Source organism: Streptomyces sp. NPDC090045 (assembly GCF_044747975.1).
Classification (GTDB): Bacteria; Actinomycetota; Actinomycetes; order Streptomycetales; family Streptomycetaceae; genus Streptomyces.
Genome location: NZ_JBIVFA010000007.1, coordinates 83284 through 101622, shown reverse-complemented (window position 1 = coordinate 101622; position 18339 = coordinate 83284). Strand labels below are relative to the sequence as shown.

At 70.3% G+C, this 18339-nt stretch carries 18 protein-coding genes; 11 read left to right on the top strand and 7 right to left on the bottom strand.

The window, feature by feature from the left end; translation table 11 throughout:
• The first annotated feature begins 119 nt into the window (after positions 1-119).
• On the top strand, positions 120-623 hold the full coding sequence (locus ACIPYQ_RS20180) for an adenylyltransferase/cytidyltransferase family protein (RefSeq protein ID WP_401252901.1): 504 nt from the start codon (positions 120-122) through the stop codon (positions 621-623).
• On the opposite strand, the gene ACIPYQ_RS20175 is transcribed toward ACIPYQ_RS20180, so the two are convergent.
• Together ACIPYQ_RS20175 and glgX are read right to left on the bottom strand one after the other, a co-directional pair.
• The gene (locus ACIPYQ_RS20175; RefSeq protein ID WP_361768456.1) at positions 604-1326 is read right to left on the bottom strand and encodes a CDP-alcohol phosphatidyltransferase family protein; all 723 of its coding nucleotides are present in this window, start codon (positions 1324-1326) and stop codon (positions 604-606) included. The genes ACIPYQ_RS20180 and ACIPYQ_RS20175 overlap by 20 nt on opposite strands.
• 158 nt (positions 1327-1484) lie before the next feature.
• Positions 1485-3857, bottom strand: a complete 2373-nt coding sequence (glgX, locus tag ACIPYQ_RS20170; RefSeq protein WP_401252898.1) for a glycogen debranching protein GlgX — start codon at positions 3855-3857, stop codon at positions 1485-1487.
• Positions 3858-4039: 182 nt separating this feature from the next.
• Between glgX and ACIPYQ_RS20165 the strand changes: the two genes are divergently transcribed.
• From ACIPYQ_RS20165 to ACIPYQ_RS20140, 6 genes are all read left to right on the top strand, one after another.
• Positions 4040-5260: an Ig-like domain-containing protein gene (locus ACIPYQ_RS20165; RefSeq protein ID WP_401253406.1), complete on the top strand. Its 1221-nt coding sequence runs from the start codon at positions 4040-4042 to the stop codon at positions 5258-5260.
• A 293-nt stretch (positions 5261-5553) separates the two neighbouring features.
• Positions 5554-6783 carry an Ig-like domain-containing protein gene (locus ACIPYQ_RS20160; protein WP_401252895.1) on the top strand — a complete coding sequence of 410 codons (1230 nt, stop codon included), beginning with the start codon at positions 5554-5556 and terminating at the stop codon, positions 6781-6783.
• 86 nt (positions 6784-6869) lie between these two features.
• A complete protein-coding gene (locus tag ACIPYQ_RS20155; RefSeq protein ID WP_361768452.1) occupies positions 6870-7637 on the top strand; it encodes an enoyl-CoA hydratase-related protein in 768 nt (255 codons plus the stop codon).
• A 241-nt stretch (positions 7638-7878) separates the two neighbouring features.
• Entirely contained in the window at positions 7879-8391 is a 513-nt protein-coding gene (locus ACIPYQ_RS20150; protein ID WP_319723615.1) for an ATP-binding protein, read from the top strand.
• 365 nt (positions 8392-8756) lie between these two features.
• Positions 8757-9563 carry a polysaccharide deacetylase family protein gene (locus tag ACIPYQ_RS20145; RefSeq protein ID WP_361768450.1) on the top strand — a complete coding sequence of 269 codons (807 nt, stop codon included), beginning with the start codon at positions 8757-8759 and terminating at the stop codon, positions 9561-9563.
• Entirely contained in the window at positions 9560-10747 is a 1188-nt protein-coding gene (locus ACIPYQ_RS20140) for a YncE family protein (protein WP_401252890.1), read from the top strand. The genes ACIPYQ_RS20145 and ACIPYQ_RS20140 overlap by 4 nt, the downstream gene beginning before the upstream one ends.
• A 108-nt stretch (positions 10748-10855) precedes the next feature.
• On the opposite strand, the gene ACIPYQ_RS20135 is transcribed toward ACIPYQ_RS20140, so the two are convergent.
• Together ACIPYQ_RS20135 and ACIPYQ_RS20130 are read right to left on the bottom strand one after the other, a co-directional pair.
• On the bottom strand, positions 10856-12112 hold the full coding sequence (locus ACIPYQ_RS20135) for a cytochrome P450 (RefSeq protein ID WP_401252888.1): 1257 nt from the start codon (positions 12110-12112) through the stop codon (positions 10856-10858).
• A complete protein-coding gene (locus tag ACIPYQ_RS20130; protein ID WP_401252885.1) occupies positions 12093-12848 on the bottom strand; it encodes a tRNA-dependent cyclodipeptide synthase in 756 nt (251 codons plus the stop codon). The genes ACIPYQ_RS20135 and ACIPYQ_RS20130 overlap by 20 nt, the downstream gene beginning before the upstream one ends.
• 254 nt (positions 12849-13102) lie before the next feature.
• On the opposite strand from ACIPYQ_RS20130, the gene ACIPYQ_RS20125 reads away from it, so the two are divergent.
• Complete coding sequence (locus ACIPYQ_RS20125) at positions 13103-13315, top strand: EF-hand domain-containing protein (protein ID WP_319722101.1); 213 nt, start codon at positions 13103-13105, stop codon at positions 13313-13315.
• Between the two features lie 55 nt (positions 13316-13370).
• Here ACIPYQ_RS20125 and ACIPYQ_RS20120 read toward each other — a convergent pair whose 3' ends face one another.
• Entirely contained in the window at positions 13371-13919 is a 549-nt protein-coding gene (locus ACIPYQ_RS20120) for a PadR family transcriptional regulator (RefSeq protein WP_361768442.1), read from the bottom strand.
• An 81-nt stretch (positions 13920-14000) separates the two neighbouring features.
• Between ACIPYQ_RS20120 and ACIPYQ_RS20115 the strand changes: the two genes are divergently transcribed.
• On the top strand, positions 14001-14714 hold the full coding sequence (locus ACIPYQ_RS20115) for a flavodoxin family protein (protein ID WP_401252881.1): 714 nt from the start codon (positions 14001-14003) through the stop codon (positions 14712-14714).
• 52 nt (positions 14715-14766) lie between these two features.
• Positions 14767-15411 carry a dihydrofolate reductase family protein gene (locus ACIPYQ_RS20110; protein WP_401252878.1) on the top strand — a complete coding sequence of 215 codons (645 nt, stop codon included), beginning with the start codon at positions 14767-14769 and terminating at the stop codon, positions 15409-15411.
• A gap of 66 nt (positions 15412-15477) precedes the next feature.
• Here ACIPYQ_RS20110 and ACIPYQ_RS20105 read toward each other — a convergent pair whose 3' ends face one another.
• Entirely contained in the window at positions 15478-16011 is a 534-nt protein-coding gene (locus ACIPYQ_RS20105) for a hypothetical protein (RefSeq protein ID WP_401252876.1), read from the bottom strand.
• Positions 16012-16175: 164 nt separating this feature from the next.
• On the opposite strand from ACIPYQ_RS20105, the gene ACIPYQ_RS20100 reads away from it, so the two are divergent.
• On the top strand, positions 16176-16796 hold the full coding sequence (locus ACIPYQ_RS20100) for a hypothetical protein (protein WP_401252873.1): 621 nt from the start codon (positions 16176-16178) through the stop codon (positions 16794-16796).
• A gap of 76 nt (positions 16797-16872) precedes the next feature.
• Here ACIPYQ_RS20100 and ACIPYQ_RS20095 read toward each other — a convergent pair whose 3' ends face one another.
• Positions 16873-18255, bottom strand: coding sequence for an L-serine ammonia-lyase (locus ACIPYQ_RS20095; RefSeq protein WP_401252871.1), 1383 nt, complete (start codon positions 18253-18255; stop codon positions 16873-16875).
• Positions 18256-18339: the final 84 nt, after the last annotated feature.

The following is an 18339-nucleotide window of genomic DNA, read 5'->3' as shown; positions in this document are numbered from 1 at the left end:
CCCCTCTTCCCCTGGATGATGCGCACGTCACCCTATTCGTTCACCCGCGTGCTGCGGAACGTGCACGCTATTGTCTGCTAATCAGCTGCACCGGGGGGTGCGGCCGCTGGGGATAAAAGATGACGGAGCACGAGATGTCCGACTTTGGCGTGCCAGGACGTAGACCGTACCGAGTCGGCTATGCGCCGGGAGCCTACGACCTGTTCCACATCGGACACCTCAACATCCTTCGGCACGCCCGCAGCCAGTGCGACTACCTCGTCGCGGGAGTGGTCTCCGACGAGATGGCCGAACTCGCCAAGGGGCGCCGCCCGATGATCCCGCTCGTCGAGCGGCTGGAGATCGTCCGCAGCGTGAAGTACGTCGACGCCGCCTTCGTCGAGACCGTCCCGGACAAGGTGGAGACCTGGAAGCAGGTCCGCTTCGACGTCATCTTCAAGGGCGACGACTGGCGCGGCACGCCCAAGGGCGACCGGCTGGAGAAGGACTTCGCCGCCCACGGCGTCGACGTCGTCTACTTCCCCTACACCGTGCACACCTCCAGCACCCAGCTGCGCCGGGCGCTGGACGCGCTCGCGGAACCCCCCGCCCTCCCCGGTCAGGTCACCGGGGAACGGCGCTGAGCTCCCGGAACCACTTCGCGAGGAACGCCAGCAGGAACAGCCCGGCGACCACGCCCAGCCCCGCGTACGTCCAGGCGAACAGCTTCCCGCCGCCGAGCAGCAGGAACACCAGGCAGAACACCCCGTAGTCCACGGGCAGCAGGGCCACCGCGCGCAGGGTCGACGGGGCGGCGGCGGGGCTGCCCGGGGCCGGCTTCGGCTTGAGCTTCTCGGTCAGCAGCCCGCCGAAGAAGGTGACGACCGAGGCGAACTGGAAGCCCAGCGGCACCAGCAGCCAGATGTCGGCCGTCGTTCCGTACTCCTCCGGGAACCGGTAGAAGGCGATCAGCACGCACGAGTGCAGCGCCGTGAGCTTGGCCGCGTCCACGACGTGGTCCAGCCACTCGCCGGCCGCGCTGCCGCCCCCGCGCAGCCGGGCCAGCTGCCCGTCCGCGGAGTCGAAGGCGAACCCGACGGCGAGCGCCGCCCATACGGCGATCCCCAGCCCCCACGAGGGCGCGCACAGGGCCACCGCGGCCACGGCGGCGAAGCTGAAGGCGGCACTGACCAGGGTCACCTGGTTCGGGGTGAGTCCGAGCGCGTACGAACCGGCGGCCAGGTACCGCCCGGCGGGCCGGTTGACGAACCGCGAATAGAGCGACACCCCCTTCGCCGACTTCTGCGCCCCGCGCAGTTCCTGCAGCGCGGTGTTGACTCTGCCCATGCAGGACCCCCTCAGAACGATGTCGAACACATCATCGCAGGGCGAACAGGGGTGTCGTTCCGGGTGTCCGCGGACGCGCGGAAGCGCCGCCGTCGGCTCCACGGCGGCGGGCGGGGCGGCGGCGGGCGGGGCGGCGCGCGGGGCGGGCCGCCGCCTCCTCACACGGCGGTCCCCCGCGGCGGGGACCCGCAGACCCGCAGCAGCAGGACCGAGCGGGCCGGGACCGTAAGCGTCTCCCCGCCACGGTGACGGGTGCGCGGCGCCGCGGACTGGCTCTCCAGGGAGGTGTCCAGGACGAGCTCGTACGCCTCCGCCCACGGCGCCCCCGGCAGGACCCACGCCAGCGGCCGGTCCCCGGTGTGCAGCAGCGCGAGGAAGCTGTCGTCCGTCACCTGCCGGCCCCGCTCGTCACGGCCCGGGATGTCCCGGCCCGACAGGAACATCCCCAGCGCGGCGGCCGGCGCGTACCAGTCCCGCTCCGTCATCTCCGCGCCCGCCGGCGTGAACCAGGCCAGGTCCCGCAGCCCGTCAGCCCCCTGCGGCCGCCCCGAGAAGAACGCCCGCCGGCGCAGCACCGGATGGGCCTGCCGCAGCGAGATCAGCCGCTCCGTCAGCGCGAACAGCTCCCGCCACGCCGGGTCCTCCAGCAGCGACCAGTCCACCCACCCCGTCTCGTTGTCCTGGCAGTAGGCGTTGTTGTTGCCGCCCTGCGTGCGCCCGAACTCGTCGCCCGCCACCAGCATCGGCACCCCCGTCGACAGCAGCAGGGTGGTCAGCAGGTTGCGCAGCTGGCGGCGGCGCAGCGCCCCGATCCGCGGGTCGTCGCTCTCGCCCTCGGCCCCGCAGTTCCACGAGCGGTTGTCATTGGTCCCGTCCCGGTTCGCCTCCCCGTTCTCCTCGTTGTGCTTGCGCTCGTAGGACACCAGGTCGCGCAGGGTGAAACCGTCGTGCGCGGTCACGAAGTTCACCGAGGCGTACGGGCGCCGCCCGCCCCAGGCGTACAGGTCGCTCGACCCCGACAGCCGGTACCCGAGATCCCGTACGTCGGGCAGCGCGCCCCGCCAGAAGTCCCGTACGGCGTCCCGGTAGCGGTCGTTCCACTCCGTCCACAGCGGGGGGAACGCGCCCACCTGGTAGCCGCCCGAGCCCACGTCCCACGGCTCGGCGATCAGCTTCACCCGCCGCAGCACCGGGTCCTGGGCGATCACCGCCAGGAACGGGGACAGCATGTCCACGTCGTGCATCGAGCGCGCCAGCGCCGCCGCCAGGTCGAAGCGGAAGCCGTCCACCCCCATCTCGGTCACCCAGTACCGCAGCGAGTCCGTGATCAGGCGGAGCACGTGCGGGCGCCCGGCGTGCAGGGTGTTCCCGCAGCCCGTGTAGTCGGCGTAGCGGCGCTGGTCGGACTGGAGCCGGTAGTAGCCCCGGTTGTCGATCCCGCGCAGCGACAGGGTCGGGCCCAGCTCGCCCGCCTCCGCCGTGTGGTTGTAGACCACGTCGAGGATCACCTCGATGCCCGCCGCGTGCAGGGCCCGGACCATCCGCTTGAACTCCCCGACCTGCTGGCCGGTCGTCCCGCTCGACGAGTACCCCGCGTGCGGGGCGAAGTAGCCGATCGAGTTGTAGCCCCAGTGGTTGCGCAGCCCCCGGCGCAGCAGGTGGTCCTCGTGCGCGAACTGGTGCACCGGCAGCAGTTCGACCGCCGTGACGCCCAGCTTCACCAGGTGCTCGACCGCCGCCGGATGGGCGAGTCCCGCGTAGGTGCCGCGCAGCTCCTCCGGAACACCCGGATGGCGCATCGTGAAGCCGCGCACGTGCAGCTCGTAGATCACCGAATCGGCCCACGGGGTCTTCGGCCGGACGTCGTCCGCCCAGTCGTCGTCATCGTGGACGACCACGCCCTTCGGGACGTGCGGCGCCGAGTCCCGGTCGTCGCGCACGGTGTCCGCGATGTACTGCTGAGGCCAGTCCCGGACGTGCCCGTACACCTCCGGCGGCAGGGTGAAGTCCCCGTCGACGGCCCGCGCGTACGGGTCCAGGAGCAGCTTCGCCGGATTGAACCGGGCGCCCGTCCAGGGGTCCCAGCGCCCGTGCACCCGGAATCCGTACCGCTGCCCGGGGCGCACACCCGGCACGAAGCCGTGCCAGATCTCGTGCGTGAGCTCGGTGAGCGAGCACCGGGTCTCCGCGCCCTCGGCGTCGAACAGGCACAGCTCCACCGCCTCCGCGCCCTGCGCCCACAGGGCGAAGTTGGTGCCCGCGGTCCCGTCCGGGCCACGGTGGAACCGGGCGCCCAAGGGATGCGAGGACCCCGGCCACACCGGTGGTCCCGGGCGCGTGGGGGTCCGTAACACCTGCCCCCTGACCTGGCCGTTCGGATGACCGCCCGGACGGCCGTTCGGATGACCGCCGTTCGGCCGCCCGTCCGGATGGCCGTCGACCTGCGGTACGGGCGCGGCCTGGCCGCCCCGCACCGCGTCGACGGCGTTGCCGACGGCTTCCACCGCCTCTTGCTCGGCTGCGCTCGACACTGCCCGCCTCCACGGCTCCTGGGTACCTGCGGGGGGAGGGGGAGTGCGGCCCCGGCGTCCCGGCCTGGGCCCGCCCCCGTCTGGTCCTTCACACTGTTCTGCCCGGACTGTTCTGCCCGGAACGTGCCACGCCCTCACGTTTCCCCCGGAGGGGCCCGGTCGTTGGAGGGATCGTGACACTTCTGACGAAGCGGGCAGGGGCGGGCTTGGCCGCCGTGGCGGCATGGGCGGGCCTGCTGGGCGGGCTGGCCGGATGCACCCAGGACGGCAAGTCGCCGGTCGAGATCCAGCTGCCCGGCAAACCCCGCTCGCCGGACGAGGCCATCCGCATCACCCCCGACGACAACGCCAAGGGGGTCCAGGCCGACGCGCGGCTGACGGTCACCGTGCCGGAGGGCCGGCTGGAGCGGGTCGTCGTCACCAAGGTGGAGGACGCGCAGCAGGAGGAGGTCCCCGGCGCCATCGCCGACGACGGGCTGAGCTGGAGCCCCGACCCGGCCTCCGGACGGCTCGCACTCGCGGCCAAGTACACCGTGGACGCCGTCGCCCTCGACGGCCACAACCGCCGCCAGGCCCGGCACACCACCTTCACCACCTACGTTCCCGAGGAGCGGTTCATCGGCTACTTCAAGCCCGAGAACCGCTCCACCGTCGGCACCGGCATGATCGTCTCCTTCAGGTTCAACCGCCCGATCGAACGCCGCGCGGAAGTGGAACGGGCCATCACCGTCACCTCCGACCCGGCCGTGCAGGTCGTCGGCCACTGGTTCGGCCGGGACCGGCTCGACTTCCGGCCCAAGGAGTACTGGAAGGCCGGCACCAAGGTCACCGTGAAGATGGACCTGCGCGACATCGAGGGCGCGCCCGGCTCGTACGGCATCCAGTCCAAGACCGTCACCTTCACCGTCGGCCGCTCCCAGATCTCCCGGGTGGACGCGGCCGCGCACACCATGGAGGTCCGCCGGGACGGGGAGCTGCTGTCGACCGTGCCGATCAGCGCCGGGGCGCCCAAGACCACGACGTACAACGGGAAGATGGTGGTGATGGAGCTCTTCGACGTCACCCGCATGAACGGCCAGACCGTCGGCTTCGGCGGCGAGTACGACATCCCCGACGTTCCGCACGCCATGCGGCTCACCTCCTCCGGCACCTTCCTGCACGGGAACTACTGGTCCAGCCCCGACACCTTCGGCACCACCAACGTGAGCCACGGCTGCGTGGGCCTGCGCGACGACAAGGGCGGCGGCTCCGACACCCCGGCCGGCTGGTTCTTCGACCGGACCCTGATCGGGGACGTGGTGGAGGTCGTCAACTCGCAGGACAAGACGGTCGCCGCCGACAACGGACTGGGCGGCTGGAACATGTCCTGGGCGGACTGGGTCGCCGGTTCCGCCATCGTCTGAACGCCGCACGGCGCCGCCGTACGAGTGACCCGTGCGGCGGGCGGCGACAGCCGCTACAACGTCGGGATCGTCGGCGCCGGATCGCTCGTGCCGCCGCCGAGCGGAGCCGACTTCCTCACCAACCCAGGACCGAGGACCGGCCCCGTCGGCCGTCCCCGGCGACCGAAGCGGCCGCTGATCAGCAGTTTGGGACGGAACGGTGACATGACCGTGGCTCATCGTGATCTGCCCATGTGATTTCCTGTCGACAAGCGCGCGATTGTCCGCGCGCGGGGGACATGGGGAGAACAAGAGTGAACCTGCAGCCGATACGCGGCCGCGCCCGCACCGGCCTGCCGGCCCTTCTGCTGGGGGCGGCCCTGCTGTTCACCACCGCCTGCAGCGGTGGTGGCGGGAGTAACAGCAGCGGCAGCGGCGGCGGCGACAACGCCGGGGGCGGCGCCAAGAACGGGACCGAGGCGTCGAAGGCGGTCGTCAGCATCAAGCCGGACGACGGGGCCAAGGAGGTCGCGACCAGCGGCGTCCTGAAGATTTCCAGCACCGGCGGCAAGCTGACCACGGTGACCGTCGCCGACACCAAGGGCAACGCGGTCGAGGGCAAGCTCACCGACGACGGGGCGAACTGGGAGCCGGCCCGTCACCTGGCCTCCGCCACCGAGTACAAGGTGCACGCGGTCGCCAAGGACGAGGCCGGCCGGGAGTCGGCCAAGGACACCACCTTCACCACGCTGACGCCGACCAACACCTTCGTGGGCCACTACACGCCCGAGGACGGCGCGACCGTCGGCGTGGGCATGCCGGTCTCGATCAACTTCACCCGCGGGATCACCAACCCCGAGGCCGTCGAGAAGGCGATCACCGTGACCGCCGAGCCGGCCGTGCCGGTCGAGGGCCACTGGTTCGGCAACGACCGCCTGGACTTCCGCCCGGAGAAGTACTGGGCCGCGGGCACCAAGGTCACCGTGAAGCTCGCCCTCGACGGAGTCGAAGGCCGCCCCGGCGTGTACGGCAAGCAGACCCGTACGGTCACCTTCAACATCGGCCGCTCCCAGGTCTCCACGGTGGACGCCAGCGAGAAGGAGATGCAGGTCGTCCGTGACGGCCAGGTCATCAAGACCATCCCGATCACCGCGGGCGCCCCGTCGACCACCACCTACAACGGGCAGATGGTCATCAGCGAGAAGTACAAGGTCACCCGCATGAACGGTGCGACCGTGGGCTTCGGCGGCGAGTACGACATCTCCGACGTCCCGCACGCGATGCGCCTGTCGCAGTCGGGCACCTTCGTCCACGGCAACTACTGGGCCTCCGCCGGCACCTTCGGCTCGGCGAACGTCAGCCACGGCTGCGTCGGCCTCAAGGACGTCCGCGGCGCCGGCGACAACGACCAGCCGGCCGCCTGGTTCTTCAACGAGTCCCTGATCGGCGACGTGGTCGTCGTGAAGAACTCCAAGGACAAGCAGATCGCCCCGGACAACGGCCTCAACGGCTGGAACATGGACTGGGCGGAGTGGATCAAGTAAGCGGGTCCCGTACCCCGTGAAGTGGCCCGGTGCTGTGACCCACAGCACCGGGCCACTTCACGTTAACCGGCGCTAACCTGACCCGTATGACCCTCTCTCTCGAAGTCTCCGAAGGCGTCGGCACCATCCGCCTGGACCGGCCGCCCATGAACGCCCTGGACATCGCCACCCAGGACCGGCTGCGCGAGCTCGCGGTGGAGGCGACCGACCGGGCCGACGTCCGCGCGGTCATCATCTACGGCGGCGAGAAGGTGTTCGCGGCGGGCGCGGACATCAAGGAGATGCAGACGATGGACCACGCGGCGATGGTCGCCCGGTCCCGCGCGCTCCAGGACGCCTTCACCGCCGTCGCCCGCATCCCCAAGCCGGTCGTCGCGGCTGTCACCGGGTACGCGCTGGGCGGCGGTTGCGAGCTCGCCCTCTGTGCCGACTACCGGATCGCCGCCGACAACGCGAAGCTCGGCCAGCCCGAGATCCTGCTCGGCCTGATCCCCGGCGCGGGCGGCACCCAGCGGCTGTCCCGGCTGATCGGCCCGTCCAAGGCCAAGGACCTGATCTTCACCGGACGCATGGTGAAGGCCGACGAGGCGCTCACCCTGGGCCTGGTCGACCGGGTCGTGCCCGCCGCCGAGGTGTACGAGCAGGCACACGCCTGGGCCGCGAAGCTGGCGCAGGGGCCGGCGATGGCGCTGCGCGCCGCCAAGGAGTGCGTGGATGCCGGCCTGGAGGCCGACATCGACACCGGTCTCACCATCGAACGCAACTGGTTCGCGGGCTTGTTCGCCACCGAGGACCGCGAGCGCGGCATGCGCAGCTTCGTCGAAGAGGGCCCGGGCAAGGCGAAGTTCGTCTGAGCGCGGCGCCGGTCCTCCCTGTGGGTGGATTAGCCAGGCCTTAAGGCAGCCTTAAGCGGAAATGGTGATCCACTCACGGTGATCAATTCCCTGCGGTGTGTCACCGCAGGTCAAACTGGGTATTGAGGCCCCCTTGTTGCCTCCCGCATATGACAGGGCGCCCCCTTGGATTCGTTGAATCCGGGGGGTGTTTTCCTCTGGAACGGCCCGGAGCGACAGGGCGGCCGTCCATGATGGGTGCATGGCGGGCCTGGAGGGTGTGGAACAGCCGCGGCAGCGCGGCAGCGCTTCGGCGGTACGGCTCACGGCGGCTCTTGAGGACGAACAGGGTCTCAAGGCGCTGGAGTTGTACGGGAATCCGGCCGAGGCGGAAGTGACACTGCCGTCCATGCCGGAGTCGGCGAGCACGGCGCGCCGGCTCACCCAGTGCGTGGTGATCCGCCTCTGGGGTCTCTCGCCGCAGATCGCCGAGCACGCCGTCCTGCTCGTCTCGGAACTCGTCGGCAACGCGGTGCGGCACACGGGGGCCCGCTCCTTCGGTTTACGCATGCTGCGCCGCCGCGGCTGGATCCGGGTGGAGGTGCGCGATCCCTCGCGCGGGCTGCCCTGTCTGATGCCGGTCCACGAACTCGACACCACCGGCCGCGGGCTCTTCCTCGTCGACAAGCTGTCCGACCGCTGGGGCGCCGACCTGCTGCCGCGCGGCAAGATCACCTGGTTCGAGATGCGGGTGGCCGACCGCCAGAACGCCTGAAGCCCCCGGGCGCCGTGATGGGGCGGTGTGGGGGCTTCATGGGTGCGCCGAGGATCGAAGGGGGTGTGATCCTCGGCGTGGCGACTTCGCTCGGGTCAATGGGGAAGTCGTGCTTCCGACTATGGCAGACGAGGGTCCAAACGCCAAAAGTCCCTAGTTGGACATAAGTGTGCAAATCGTAAGACTTTCTAGCTAAATCCTAGGTGAGGTGGGCCACTCACCTCGCAATCGATGAATAACTATCGAAACCTCTGAGTGAATCGTTGATCACATAGAGGATCGGCCACCCGTTCGGCCCCTTCTGATGAACGTCCCGAATTGGGTCAATCATTACCTTCCGGGTCATCCACCCCTTAAATGGGCAGGTGCTCTCACAACCAGGCCGCCGCGCGGCCCTGCGCGGGGCCCTGCGTGCGGCCGGTCTCGGAGCGGCCGGCGCTGCGGCGGCCGGTCTGACCGCCGCCTGCGGACCGGGCCGCCCCGCCACCCCGTCCTCCGCTCCGCCCCCCGGTCCGGCCCGGCCCGAGCGGCCCGCCAAGGCGGCCGCCGCCCCGCGCCGGTTCGCCGGGCAGCCCGTGGAGATCGGCCACGGCCCGCGCGACCGCCCCGCAGTCGCCCTCACCTTCCACGGCAACGGCGACCCCGCCCTCGCCAAGGCGGTCCTGGCCGAGGCCGAACGCGGGGGCGCGCGGGTCACCGTACTGGCGATCGGCAGCTGGCTCGACGCCCACCCGGACATGGCCCGCCGCGTCCTCGACGGCGGCCACGAGCTCGGCAACCACACCCAGCGCCACCTCGCGGTCAACGACCTCCCCGAGGCCGAGGCCTACGCCGAGATCACCGGCTGCGCCCAGCGGCTCAAGCGGCTCACCGGCTCCATCGGCACCTGGTTCCGTCCCTCCCAGACGCAGTACGCGACCCCGCTCGTCCAGAAACTGGCCCAGCGGGCCGGTTACCCGCACGTCCTCTCGTACGACGTGGACTCCCTCGACTTCACCTCGCCCGGCGCCGCGGCCGTCATCCGCACCGTCACCGGGACGATCCAAGGCGGATCGGTGGTGAGCCTGCACTTCGGCTACGCGGACACGGTCGACGCGATGCCTCCCCTCCTCGAAGAACTCGCGCGCCGCAAGCTGCGCGCGGTGACCACCACGGAGCTGCTGACCCAATGACGACCACCCGCCTTCCCCGGAAGGTCACCGTGCTGCTGGCCGGTCTGGTCCTCGCCGCCCTGGCCGGCTGCGGAGCAGCCGAAAAGGGGCCCGCCGAGGCGCTCGGCACCAAGGGACCGGCCAAGCCCGTCAAGGCCGTCCCGGCCCTCCCGCCCGGCCTGCCCGGCATGCCTCCGGTCCTCGATCCGAAAGACGTCTACGCGGCGGACCGGCCGAACAAGCTCTCCCCGGTGGTCAAGGACTTCCCGTCGCGCGTCTACGTGCCGAACACCAACTCCAACACGGTGTCCGTCATCGACCCGGTGACCTACAAGGTCATCGACACCATCCCGGTCGGCGTCCAGCCCCAGCACGTGGTGCCCTCCTGGGACATGAAGACCCTGTGGGTCAACAACAACCGCGGCCACACGCTCACCCCGATCAACCCGGCCACCGGCGAGGCCGGAAAGCCCGTCGAGGTGCACGACCCGTACAACCTGTACTTCACGCCGAACGGCAAGTACGCGATCGTCATGGCCTCGATGGACAAGGAGCTCGTCTTCCGCGACCCGCACACGATGGACCGCGTGAAGACCGTCCCGGTGACCTGCTACGGCGTCAACCACGCGGACTTCTCCGCCGACGGCCGCTACTTCATCGTGAGCTGCGAGTTCTCCGGCGAACTGCTCAAGGTCGACACCGAGCGGATGGAGGTCATCGGCCAGCAGAAGCTCCCGTTCGAGGGAGCGATGCCGCAGGACGTCAAGGTCTCCCCGGACGGCAAGACCTTCTACGTCGCGGACATGATGGCGCACGGCATGTGGGTGCTGAGCGGGGACAAGTTCGACATTCCCAAGCTGCTGCCCACCGGCAAGGGCTGCCACGGCCTGTACGTGAGCCGCGACTCCAAGGAGATGTACGTCTCCAACCGGGGCGAGGGCACGATCTCGGTCTTCAACTTCCCCGAGAACAAGCTCACCAAGAAGTGGACCTTGCCGGACGGCGGCAGCCCCGACATGGGCGGGGTCTCGGCCGACGGCAAGGTGCTGTGGCTGTCGGGCCGCTACAACTCCGAGGTGTACGCGATCGACACCGTGACCGGCGAGCAGCTCGCCCGGATCCCGGTCGGCGGCGGCCCGCACGGGCTCGCCGTCTACCCGCAGCCCGGCCGCTACTCGCTCGGCCACACCGGGATCTTCCGGTAGCCGAAGGCTGCGATGTCCGAAGGCTGCGCTGCCCGAAAGAAGTGACGACGGTGCCCCGGGAGCTCGCACGACTCCCGGGACACCGTCATCGACCCGTCGGGCCGCGGACTACCAGGCGACCGGAAGACGCTCCGGAAGTCGCTTGATGAAGCCCGTGCGCCAGACGAGGTTCTCGGCGGGCACCGCGAGGCGCAGCCCGGGCAGCCGCTCGACCAGCACCTCCAGCGCGATCTCGGCGTGTGCCCGGCCCAGCGCGGAGGCCGGGCAGAAGTGCCGCCCGGCGCCGAAGGCGAGATGGGCGTTCGGGCCCTCGCGCTCCAGGTCCAGCTCGTCCGGGTGCTCGAAGGCCGCCGGGTCGAAGTTGGCCCCCTCCAGGAGGACGAGGACGAGCTCGCCCTCCTTCACCAGCACGTCGCCGACCCGTACGTCCGCCAGGGCGATGCGCGGCAGGCCGTCGCCGACGGACAGGTTCCAGCGCAGCAGCTCGTCCACCGCCCTGCCCATCCGCTCCGGGTGCGCGCGCAGGTACCCGATCAGCTCGGGCCTCTGGAGCAGCGCGAGGACCGCGAGGGTGAGGAACGCCGAGGTGGAGACCGCGCCCGCGCCGAAGAGCGAGACGGCGACCGTCGCGAACATGTCGTCGGTCAGATGGGCCGACTCAGGGTCCGCCTCCTTCAGCCCGGCGAACCTCCCGAGGAGCCCCGTACGCTCCTCGGGGGCCAGCGCGAGCTGCACGCCCAGCTGCTTGGCGAAGTAGCCCACGTCCTTGTACCAGTTGAGGGCCGAGTCGGCGAACGGCTCGCGCGCGGTCATGAACGCGACGTCCAGCCCCGACATCAGCCGGCGCCAGTCCTCGAAGGGCACCCCGAGCACCTGGCAGTGCAGGGCCGCCGAGAAGGGGTCGGCGAACCCCGCCCGGAGGTCGGCCGGGCCGCCCTCGGCCACGATGCGGTCGACGAGCTCGCCGGCCTTGGCGCGCAGCAGGTCCTGCAGCCCCTTCTGGCGCGGGTTGAGCGCCTTCATCACGGCGTTGCGCAGGCCGGCGCTGTTGATGTTGCCCATGTTGTTGACGACCTCGGGCGGGATCGTCAGCGCGTACTGGCGCGGGACGCCGGCGTTCGCCGTGTCCTTGAGGCTGAAGCGCTCGTCCTCCAGCACCTGCTTGGCCAGTGCGTAGCTGCTCACCAGCCAGGCCGGGTCCCCGGTGAGGGTGCGGACCCGGGCGACCGGGGCCTTCTCGCGCAGCCACCCGCACTCCTCCGGGAGCACGTCACCGCGCCGCGAGAGCGGGAAGTCGAGGAGCGGCTGCGGCTGCGGCTGCTGCGGCTCCCGGTTCTCCCGGCCCTCAAGCTGCTCGACGCTCATCGGCGGTCCTTTCGGCAGGTGCGTGGTGGGGTGCGGCGGCCGCGGCCTGCTCGGGCCGCACGACGGCGTAGGCCTGGTTGCGGGTCGCGCGCAGGCCCCCGCCGCGTGCGAAGAGGACGTCGGTCAGCGGCATCTTGACGTGGTAGGCCGCCACCGAGGAGGGCACGTCGAGAATGCTCGGGGTGTCCACGAAGAAGGGCAGCTCGGCCGCCATGTAATCGAAACAGACCTGCAACTGGTCGTCTGTGATCGATTCACCTTCAGGCAACTTGGAGCCGATAAAATGCTGGGCCATCTCCTCGCAGCCCTTGCGGAATTCGGCGTCGGTTTCCAGGAAATGCAGGACGCGGCGGTGCAGCAGTTGGTACACCGGGTTCGACTGGAACTCCGACAGGGCCCGCACACGAATATCGGCCGGTCCGGGCCCTGATTCCTCCACGCCCTTGACGATCCGCCGCCGGACCGCCTTGATTTCCTTCGAGGCGCGCTTCTCCGCGTGCTCGCTGCTGTAGCCGAAGGCGGCGAACATCCGGTCCACGTGGAGGTCGGCGTAGACGAAGTCGACTTGTGCGAAGCGGGTCGTGGCCCACCGGGCGAGGCCGGCGATGCGCTCGGAACTGAAGTAGCTGTTTCCGGGACTCACTCCGATGAGCACATGGTCGCCGTCTTCCCAGATATGGCGGCAGGTGCGGGTGAAGGGCAGAACTTCGAATGATGCGTCAGCTGTGATCGTCACCTGTGTGATCGCCCTTGTTGCCGCTTGTCCCTGGGAGCCCTGCGCTCCTGGTGTGGCGGCAATGCCGTTACGTTATGCCGTGGCCCCGGAGCGTGACAAGTGGAAACCGGATTTGTTGTCCAGAATTATCACTTCCGTATTACGGAAGGGTAATTGAAGATATTTCTGCCGCTCGAACGGGACCCGCGGCGGGGGCCGGCGGGGCAGACCGCTACCCTGAGCCGGTCAACAGGCATCAAGAAGGAGTGGACCCAGTGGCGGACATCGAGAACGCACGGACGACGTTCGGCAAGTTCGACGTGAACGGTGACGGCTTCGTCACGGCCGACGAGTTCAAGGCGGCCATGGCGGCCATGGGCGACCCGTTCGTCACCGGCCCGGTCGCGGACGCCGTGATCGCCGCCAAGGACGCGAACGGCGACGGCCTGCTGAGCTTCGACGAGTTCTGGGCCTCCCTGAACAAGTAGTCCCTCCGCTCCCGCCCCGCCGACAGGCCGGGGCGGGAGCGCGCGTGAGCAGGCGTCAGGCCTCCGGCCCGGACATGTCCCCGACCTCGGCGAGGGCCTCCTCCAGCCAGGTCAGCCAGAACGTCTCCAGGGCGATCCCGCCGTGCAGGACGAGCCGGCGCAGCCGGTCCTCCACGGCGTCGCGCCCCGGCGGGAAGTCCTTCTCCTCGATGGCCTCGTACTGCGCCAGCTGGCGCCGGTGCAGGTCCAGATGGCGCCGCAGCTCAGGGCCGAGCCCCTGTGGCCCCACCACGCCCGCCGCCCGGATCCGCAGCAGCAGCGGGTCGCGCATCGGCTTCGGATCCTGGCTCTCACCGACCCACCGGGCCAGCTCCGCACTGCCGGCGGGCAGCACCTCGTACTCCTTCTTCTGCCCCCGCACCGGCACCTCGCTGGGCAGCGCGCGGATCAGCCCGGCCTCCTCCAGCCGCCCGAGCTCGCGGTAGATCTGCTGGTGCGTCGCCGACCAGAAGTACCCGATCGACTTGTCGAACCGCCGGGTCAGCTCCAGCCCCGACGAGGGCTTCTCGAGCAGGGCGGTGAGGATGGCATGCGGGAGGGACATGGCGCCATCCTAGATTTCCGGGCGCCCCCGGACGGCCGCCCCCGGCTGGCGGCCGGGTCCGGCGGTCCACAGGCTGGGGGAGTGTCCGCCGACTTCGAGTACCCCGACCTCACCGCCGTGTACGTGAACTGCACCCTCAAGCGCTCGCCCGAGACCAGCAACACCGAGGGCCTGATCGCGAAGAGCCGCGCGGTCATGGAGGCGGCCGGCGCCCGCACCTCGCTCATCCGGGCCGTCGACCACGACATCGCGACCGGCGTCTGGCCGGACATGACCGAGCACGGCTGGGATAGCGACCAGTGGCCGGTCCTCTACAGCCAGATCATGGACGCCGACATCCTCGTGCTGTGCGGCCCCATCTGGCTCGGCGACAACAGCTCCGTGATGAAGCAGGTCATCGAGCGGCTCTACGCCTGCTCCTCCCTGCTGAACGAGCAGGGCCAGTACGCGTACTACGGGCGGGTCGGCGGCGCGCTGATCACCGGCAACGAGGACGGCGTCAAGCACTGCGCCATGAACGTCCTCTACAGCCTCCAGCACCTCGGCTACGCGATCCCGCCGCAGGCCGACGCGGGCTGGATCGGCGAGGCCGGGCCCGGGCCCTCCTACCTCGACCCGGGCTCGGGCGGTCCCGAGAACGACTTCACCAACCGGAACACCACCTTCATGTCGTGGAACCTGATGCACCTGGCCGCCCTGCTCAAGCGCTCGGGAGGCATCCCGGCCCACGGCAACCAGCGCTCGCTCTGGGACGCCGGCTGCCGCTTCGACTTCCCCAACCCCGAGCACCGATGAGTTCTCCGCGTCCGGACGGTCTCATGAAGGAAGACACGACTGGAGGAAGCCCGTGGAGCAGTTGCTGAGAGTCCAGAACTTCACCGTTTCGCGCGACGGATTCGGCGCCGGCGAGCCCCAGAGCCTGGAGCGGCCCTTCGGCCACGCCGACCCCGGTGCCATGTTCGCCTGGGCCGGGGCCACGGCGAGCTGGCCGAACCGCACCGATCCCGGCGGCAGCCGGGGCCTGGACGACTACTTCACGCGCGACTTCGCGCACAACATCGGCGCCGAGATCATGGGCCGCAACAAGTTCGGGCCCCAGCGCGGGCCCTGGGCCGATCACGACTGGCGCGGCTGGTGGGGCGAGGAGCCCCCGTTCCACACCCCCGTCTTCGTCATGACCCACCACACGCGTCCCTCGTTCACGCTCTCGGACACCACCTTCCACTTCGTCGACGCCGACCCGGCGACGGTCCTCGACCGGGCGCGGGAAGCGGCGCAGGGCAAGGACGTCCGGCTCGGCGGCGGAGCCACCACCATCCGCGAGTTCCTCGACGCCGGCCTCGTCGACACCCTGCACGTGGCGGTCGCGCCCGTGGACCTCGGCTCCGGGGTGAGGCTCTGGAAGTCGCCCGAGGAGCTGCTCGACCGGTTCCACCTCGACGTCGTGCCCAGCCCCAGCGGTGTGACGCACCACCTGTTCTGGCGGAGGTGACGCAGGCGGCGGGCCCGGGGCGTGTGCGACGCCCCGGGCCCGTCGGCCCGTGGGCCGCAGTGCTCGTCACCGGGTGACGTGCGAGATGTCCACGACGAACCGCTCCGGGGAGTGCAGGGTGTAGGCCCGGTAGTACGGCACGGTGTCGAAGGCGGCGCCGAAGGTCACGTACCCCTCGTAGTCGCCGGTCAGGGCGATGCCCTTGAGCTTGCTGAGGTAGATCTTCTGGAGCTTGGGTCCCTGGTAGACGCTCTGGCCCGCGTCGTTGTGCGCGGCGGCGGGGTTGAAGCGGATCTCCAGGAAGTACTTCCCGGCCAGCGGCACGGGCTTTCCGGACCCGTCGTAGACCAGCTGCGGGACGGGAGTGACGGTCACGTCGGGGACGTACCCCTGCAGGTCGATGACGATCCGGTCGTACGTGGCGTGCCCGCCCCAGCGGGCATTGACGACGAGCGGGGTCTGGCTCTGGGCGACGGTGGCGGCGGTAGGGGCGGCGGCGGTGGAGGTGGCGGCCGAGGCAGGTGCGGCGAAGGAGAGGCAGGCGGCGAGCAGAGCGCCGGAGGCCAGGGCCACGATCTGCCGGAGACGTGCGTGGATCATGACGTCCCCTCGATTCCTGAGAGACGGGGACTGGTGGCACAGCCTAGGACGCCACGGCGGATACGGCGGTTCCCGTTCTCCTTTGGCCAATCCCCCGCTGCGCAACTGCCTTGGGTGGCAGGGTGGTCGACCGGGAACTGGCCCGCTCGACAGGAGTGAACCGGATGCGTCTTCACCGCTTTTCCCGTCAGGGAACGGTCGCCGTGGCCCTCGTCCTGGCGGCCACCGCCTGCGCCGGCGACGCGGACCGCGAGGTCTCGCAGGAAGGAAAGGGCGGCTACCGCTGGGTGGCCACGGACGAGATCTGCAACGTGCTCCCGTACGGCGAGCTCGCCGACCCGCTCGGGGCGCGCGAGGAGGCCGCGGACCGGGTCAAGCGGTCCGGTGAGGGGGCGCCCGGCATCAAGTGCGTCCAGCCGCTCGTCGAGACCGGCCCGGCGAAGTACGGCAACGTCAAGGTGGAACTGGACCTCGCCTACACGGAGAGCGTCGACTTCTCCAAGGACGTCTTCGCCCGGGCCCGCGCGAACACGGCCGAGGACATGCCGGACAGCGGGCTCACCGAGGTGAAGGGCGTCGGCAAGGAGGCCTACCGGTTCGCCTTCACCAAGCCGACCGAGCTGCGCCAGGTGCGCGCGCTGCGGCTGCGCGACAGCAACATGATGATCGACGTGACGGTCACGGCCGAGGCCCGCACCCCGCCCACCGCCGAGAGCCTGAAGGCGTACGACGCGTCCGTGGACGACTTCGCCAAGGGGGTCCTCAAGGCGCTGCGCCGCGGATAGCGGAGGGCAGCCGGCGGGAACGGAAAGGGGCCCGGCGCATACGGTGCGCCGGGCCCCTTCCGTCAGCTGTCGCCGATCAGCACTCGATGACGTTGACCGCGAGGCCGCCGCGGGCCGTCTCCTTGTACTTGACCTTCATGTCCGCGCCGGTCTCCTTCATGGTCTTGATGACCTTGTCGAGGGAGACCTTGTGGGTGCCGTCGCCGCGCATCGCCATCTTGGCGGCGGTGACGGCCTTGACCGCGGCCATGCCGTTGCGCTCGATGCAGGGGATCTGGACCAGGCCGCCGACCGGGTCGCAGGTCAGGCCCAGGTTGTGCTCCATGCCGATCTCGGCCGCGTTCTCGACCTGCTCCGGGGTGCCGCCGAGGACCTCGGCGAGCGCGCCGGCCGCCATCGAGCAGGCGGAGCCGACCTCGCCCTGGCAGCCGACCTCGGCGCCGGAGATCGAGGCGTTCTCCTTGAAGAGCATGCCGATCGCGCCCGCCGCGAGGAGGAAGCGGACCACGCCGTCCTCGTCCGCGCCCGGCACGAAGTTCATGTAGTAGTGGAGGACGGCCGGCAGGACGCCCGCGGCGCCGTTGGTCGGGGCGGTCACGACGCGGCCGCCCGCCGCGTTCTCCTCGTTGACCGCCATCGCGTAGATCGTGGCCCACTCGCTGCGGTGCAGCATCGGGTCGCCCTCGGTGCGCAGCTGGCGCGCCGTGGAGGCGGCCCGGCGCTTGACCCGCAGGCCGCCGGGGAGGATGCCCTCGCGGGACATGCCGCGCGAGACGCAGGACTGCATGACGCGCCAGATCTCCAGGAGGCCCTCGCGGATCTCCTCCTCCGTGCGCCAGGCCTTCTCGTTCTCCAGCATCAGCGAGGAGATCGACAGCCCGGTCTCGTTCGCGAGACGCAGCATCTCGTCGCCGGAGCGGAAGGGGTACTTCAGCACCGTGTCGTCGAGCTTGATCCGGTCCTCGCCGACCGCGTCCTCGTCCACGACGAAGCCGCCGCCGACCGAGTAGTACGTCTTCTCCAGCAGCGGGGCGCCGGCCTCGTCGTACGCGAAGAGCGTCATGCCGTTCGCGTGGTACGGCAGGGAGCGCCGGCGGTGGAGGATCAGCTGGTTCGGCTCGTCGAAGGCGATCTCGTGTCCATCGCCTATCTCCGCACCCAGCAGCCGCAGCCGGCCGCTCTTGCGGATGCGCTCCACCTCGTCGTCCGCCGTCTCGACGTTCACCGTGCGGGGGGAGTGGCCCTCCAGGCCCAGCAGGACCGCCTTGGGGGTGCCGTGTCCGTGGCCGGTCGCGCCGAGGGAGCCGAAGAGCTCGGCCCGGACGGAGGCGGTCTGGGCCAGCACGCCGTCCTTCTTCAGCCGCATGACGAACATCCGCGCGGCGCGCATCGGACCGACCGTGTGGGAGGAGGAGGGACCGATGCCGATGGAGAAGAGATCGAAGACGGAGATGGCCACGGTGGCGGACTCCCTTGTCTGCTCGTGGGGTGGGAGGGGGCAGGAGAGGTGGATTGATCGGATTTTGTCCGACAGACGAGCTTA

What these genes read in the sequence shown, in the direction of transcription:
- ACIPYQ_RS20180 (WP_401252901.1), top strand. Translation starts at nt 120, where the DNA reads ATGACGGAGCACGAGATGTCCGACTTTGGCGTGCCAGGACGTAGACCG.
- ACIPYQ_RS20175 (WP_361768456.1), bottom strand. Translation starts at nt 1,326, where the DNA reads ATGGGCAGAGTCAACACCGCGCTGCAGGAACTGCGCGGGGCGCAGAAG.
- ACIPYQ_RS20155 (WP_361768452.1), top strand. Translation starts at nt 6,870, where the DNA reads ATGACCCTCTCTCTCGAAGTCTCCGAAGGCGTCGGCACCATCCGCCTG.
- ACIPYQ_RS20150 (WP_319723615.1), top strand. Translation starts at nt 7,879, where the DNA reads ATGGCGGGCCTGGAGGGTGTGGAACAGCCGCGGCAGCGCGGCAGCGCT.
- ACIPYQ_RS20140 (WP_401252890.1), top strand. Translation starts at nt 9,560, where the DNA reads ATGACGACCACCCGCCTTCCCCGGAAGGTCACCGTGCTGCTGGCCGGT.
- ACIPYQ_RS20135 (WP_401252888.1), bottom strand. Translation starts at nt 12,112, where the DNA reads ATGAGCGTCGAGCAGCTTGAGGGCCGGGAGAACCGGGAGCCGCAGCAG.
- ACIPYQ_RS20120 (WP_361768442.1), bottom strand. Translation starts at nt 13,919, where the DNA reads ATGTCCCTCCCGCATGCCATCCTCACCGCCCTGCTCGAGAAGCCCTCG.
- ACIPYQ_RS20105 (WP_401252876.1), bottom strand. Translation starts at nt 16,011, where the DNA reads ATGATCCACGCACGTCTCCGGCAGATCGTGGCCCTGGCCTCCGGCGCT.
- ACIPYQ_RS20100 (WP_401252873.1), top strand. Translation starts at nt 16,176, where the DNA reads ATGCGTCTTCACCGCTTTTCCCGTCAGGGAACGGTCGCCGTGGCCCTC.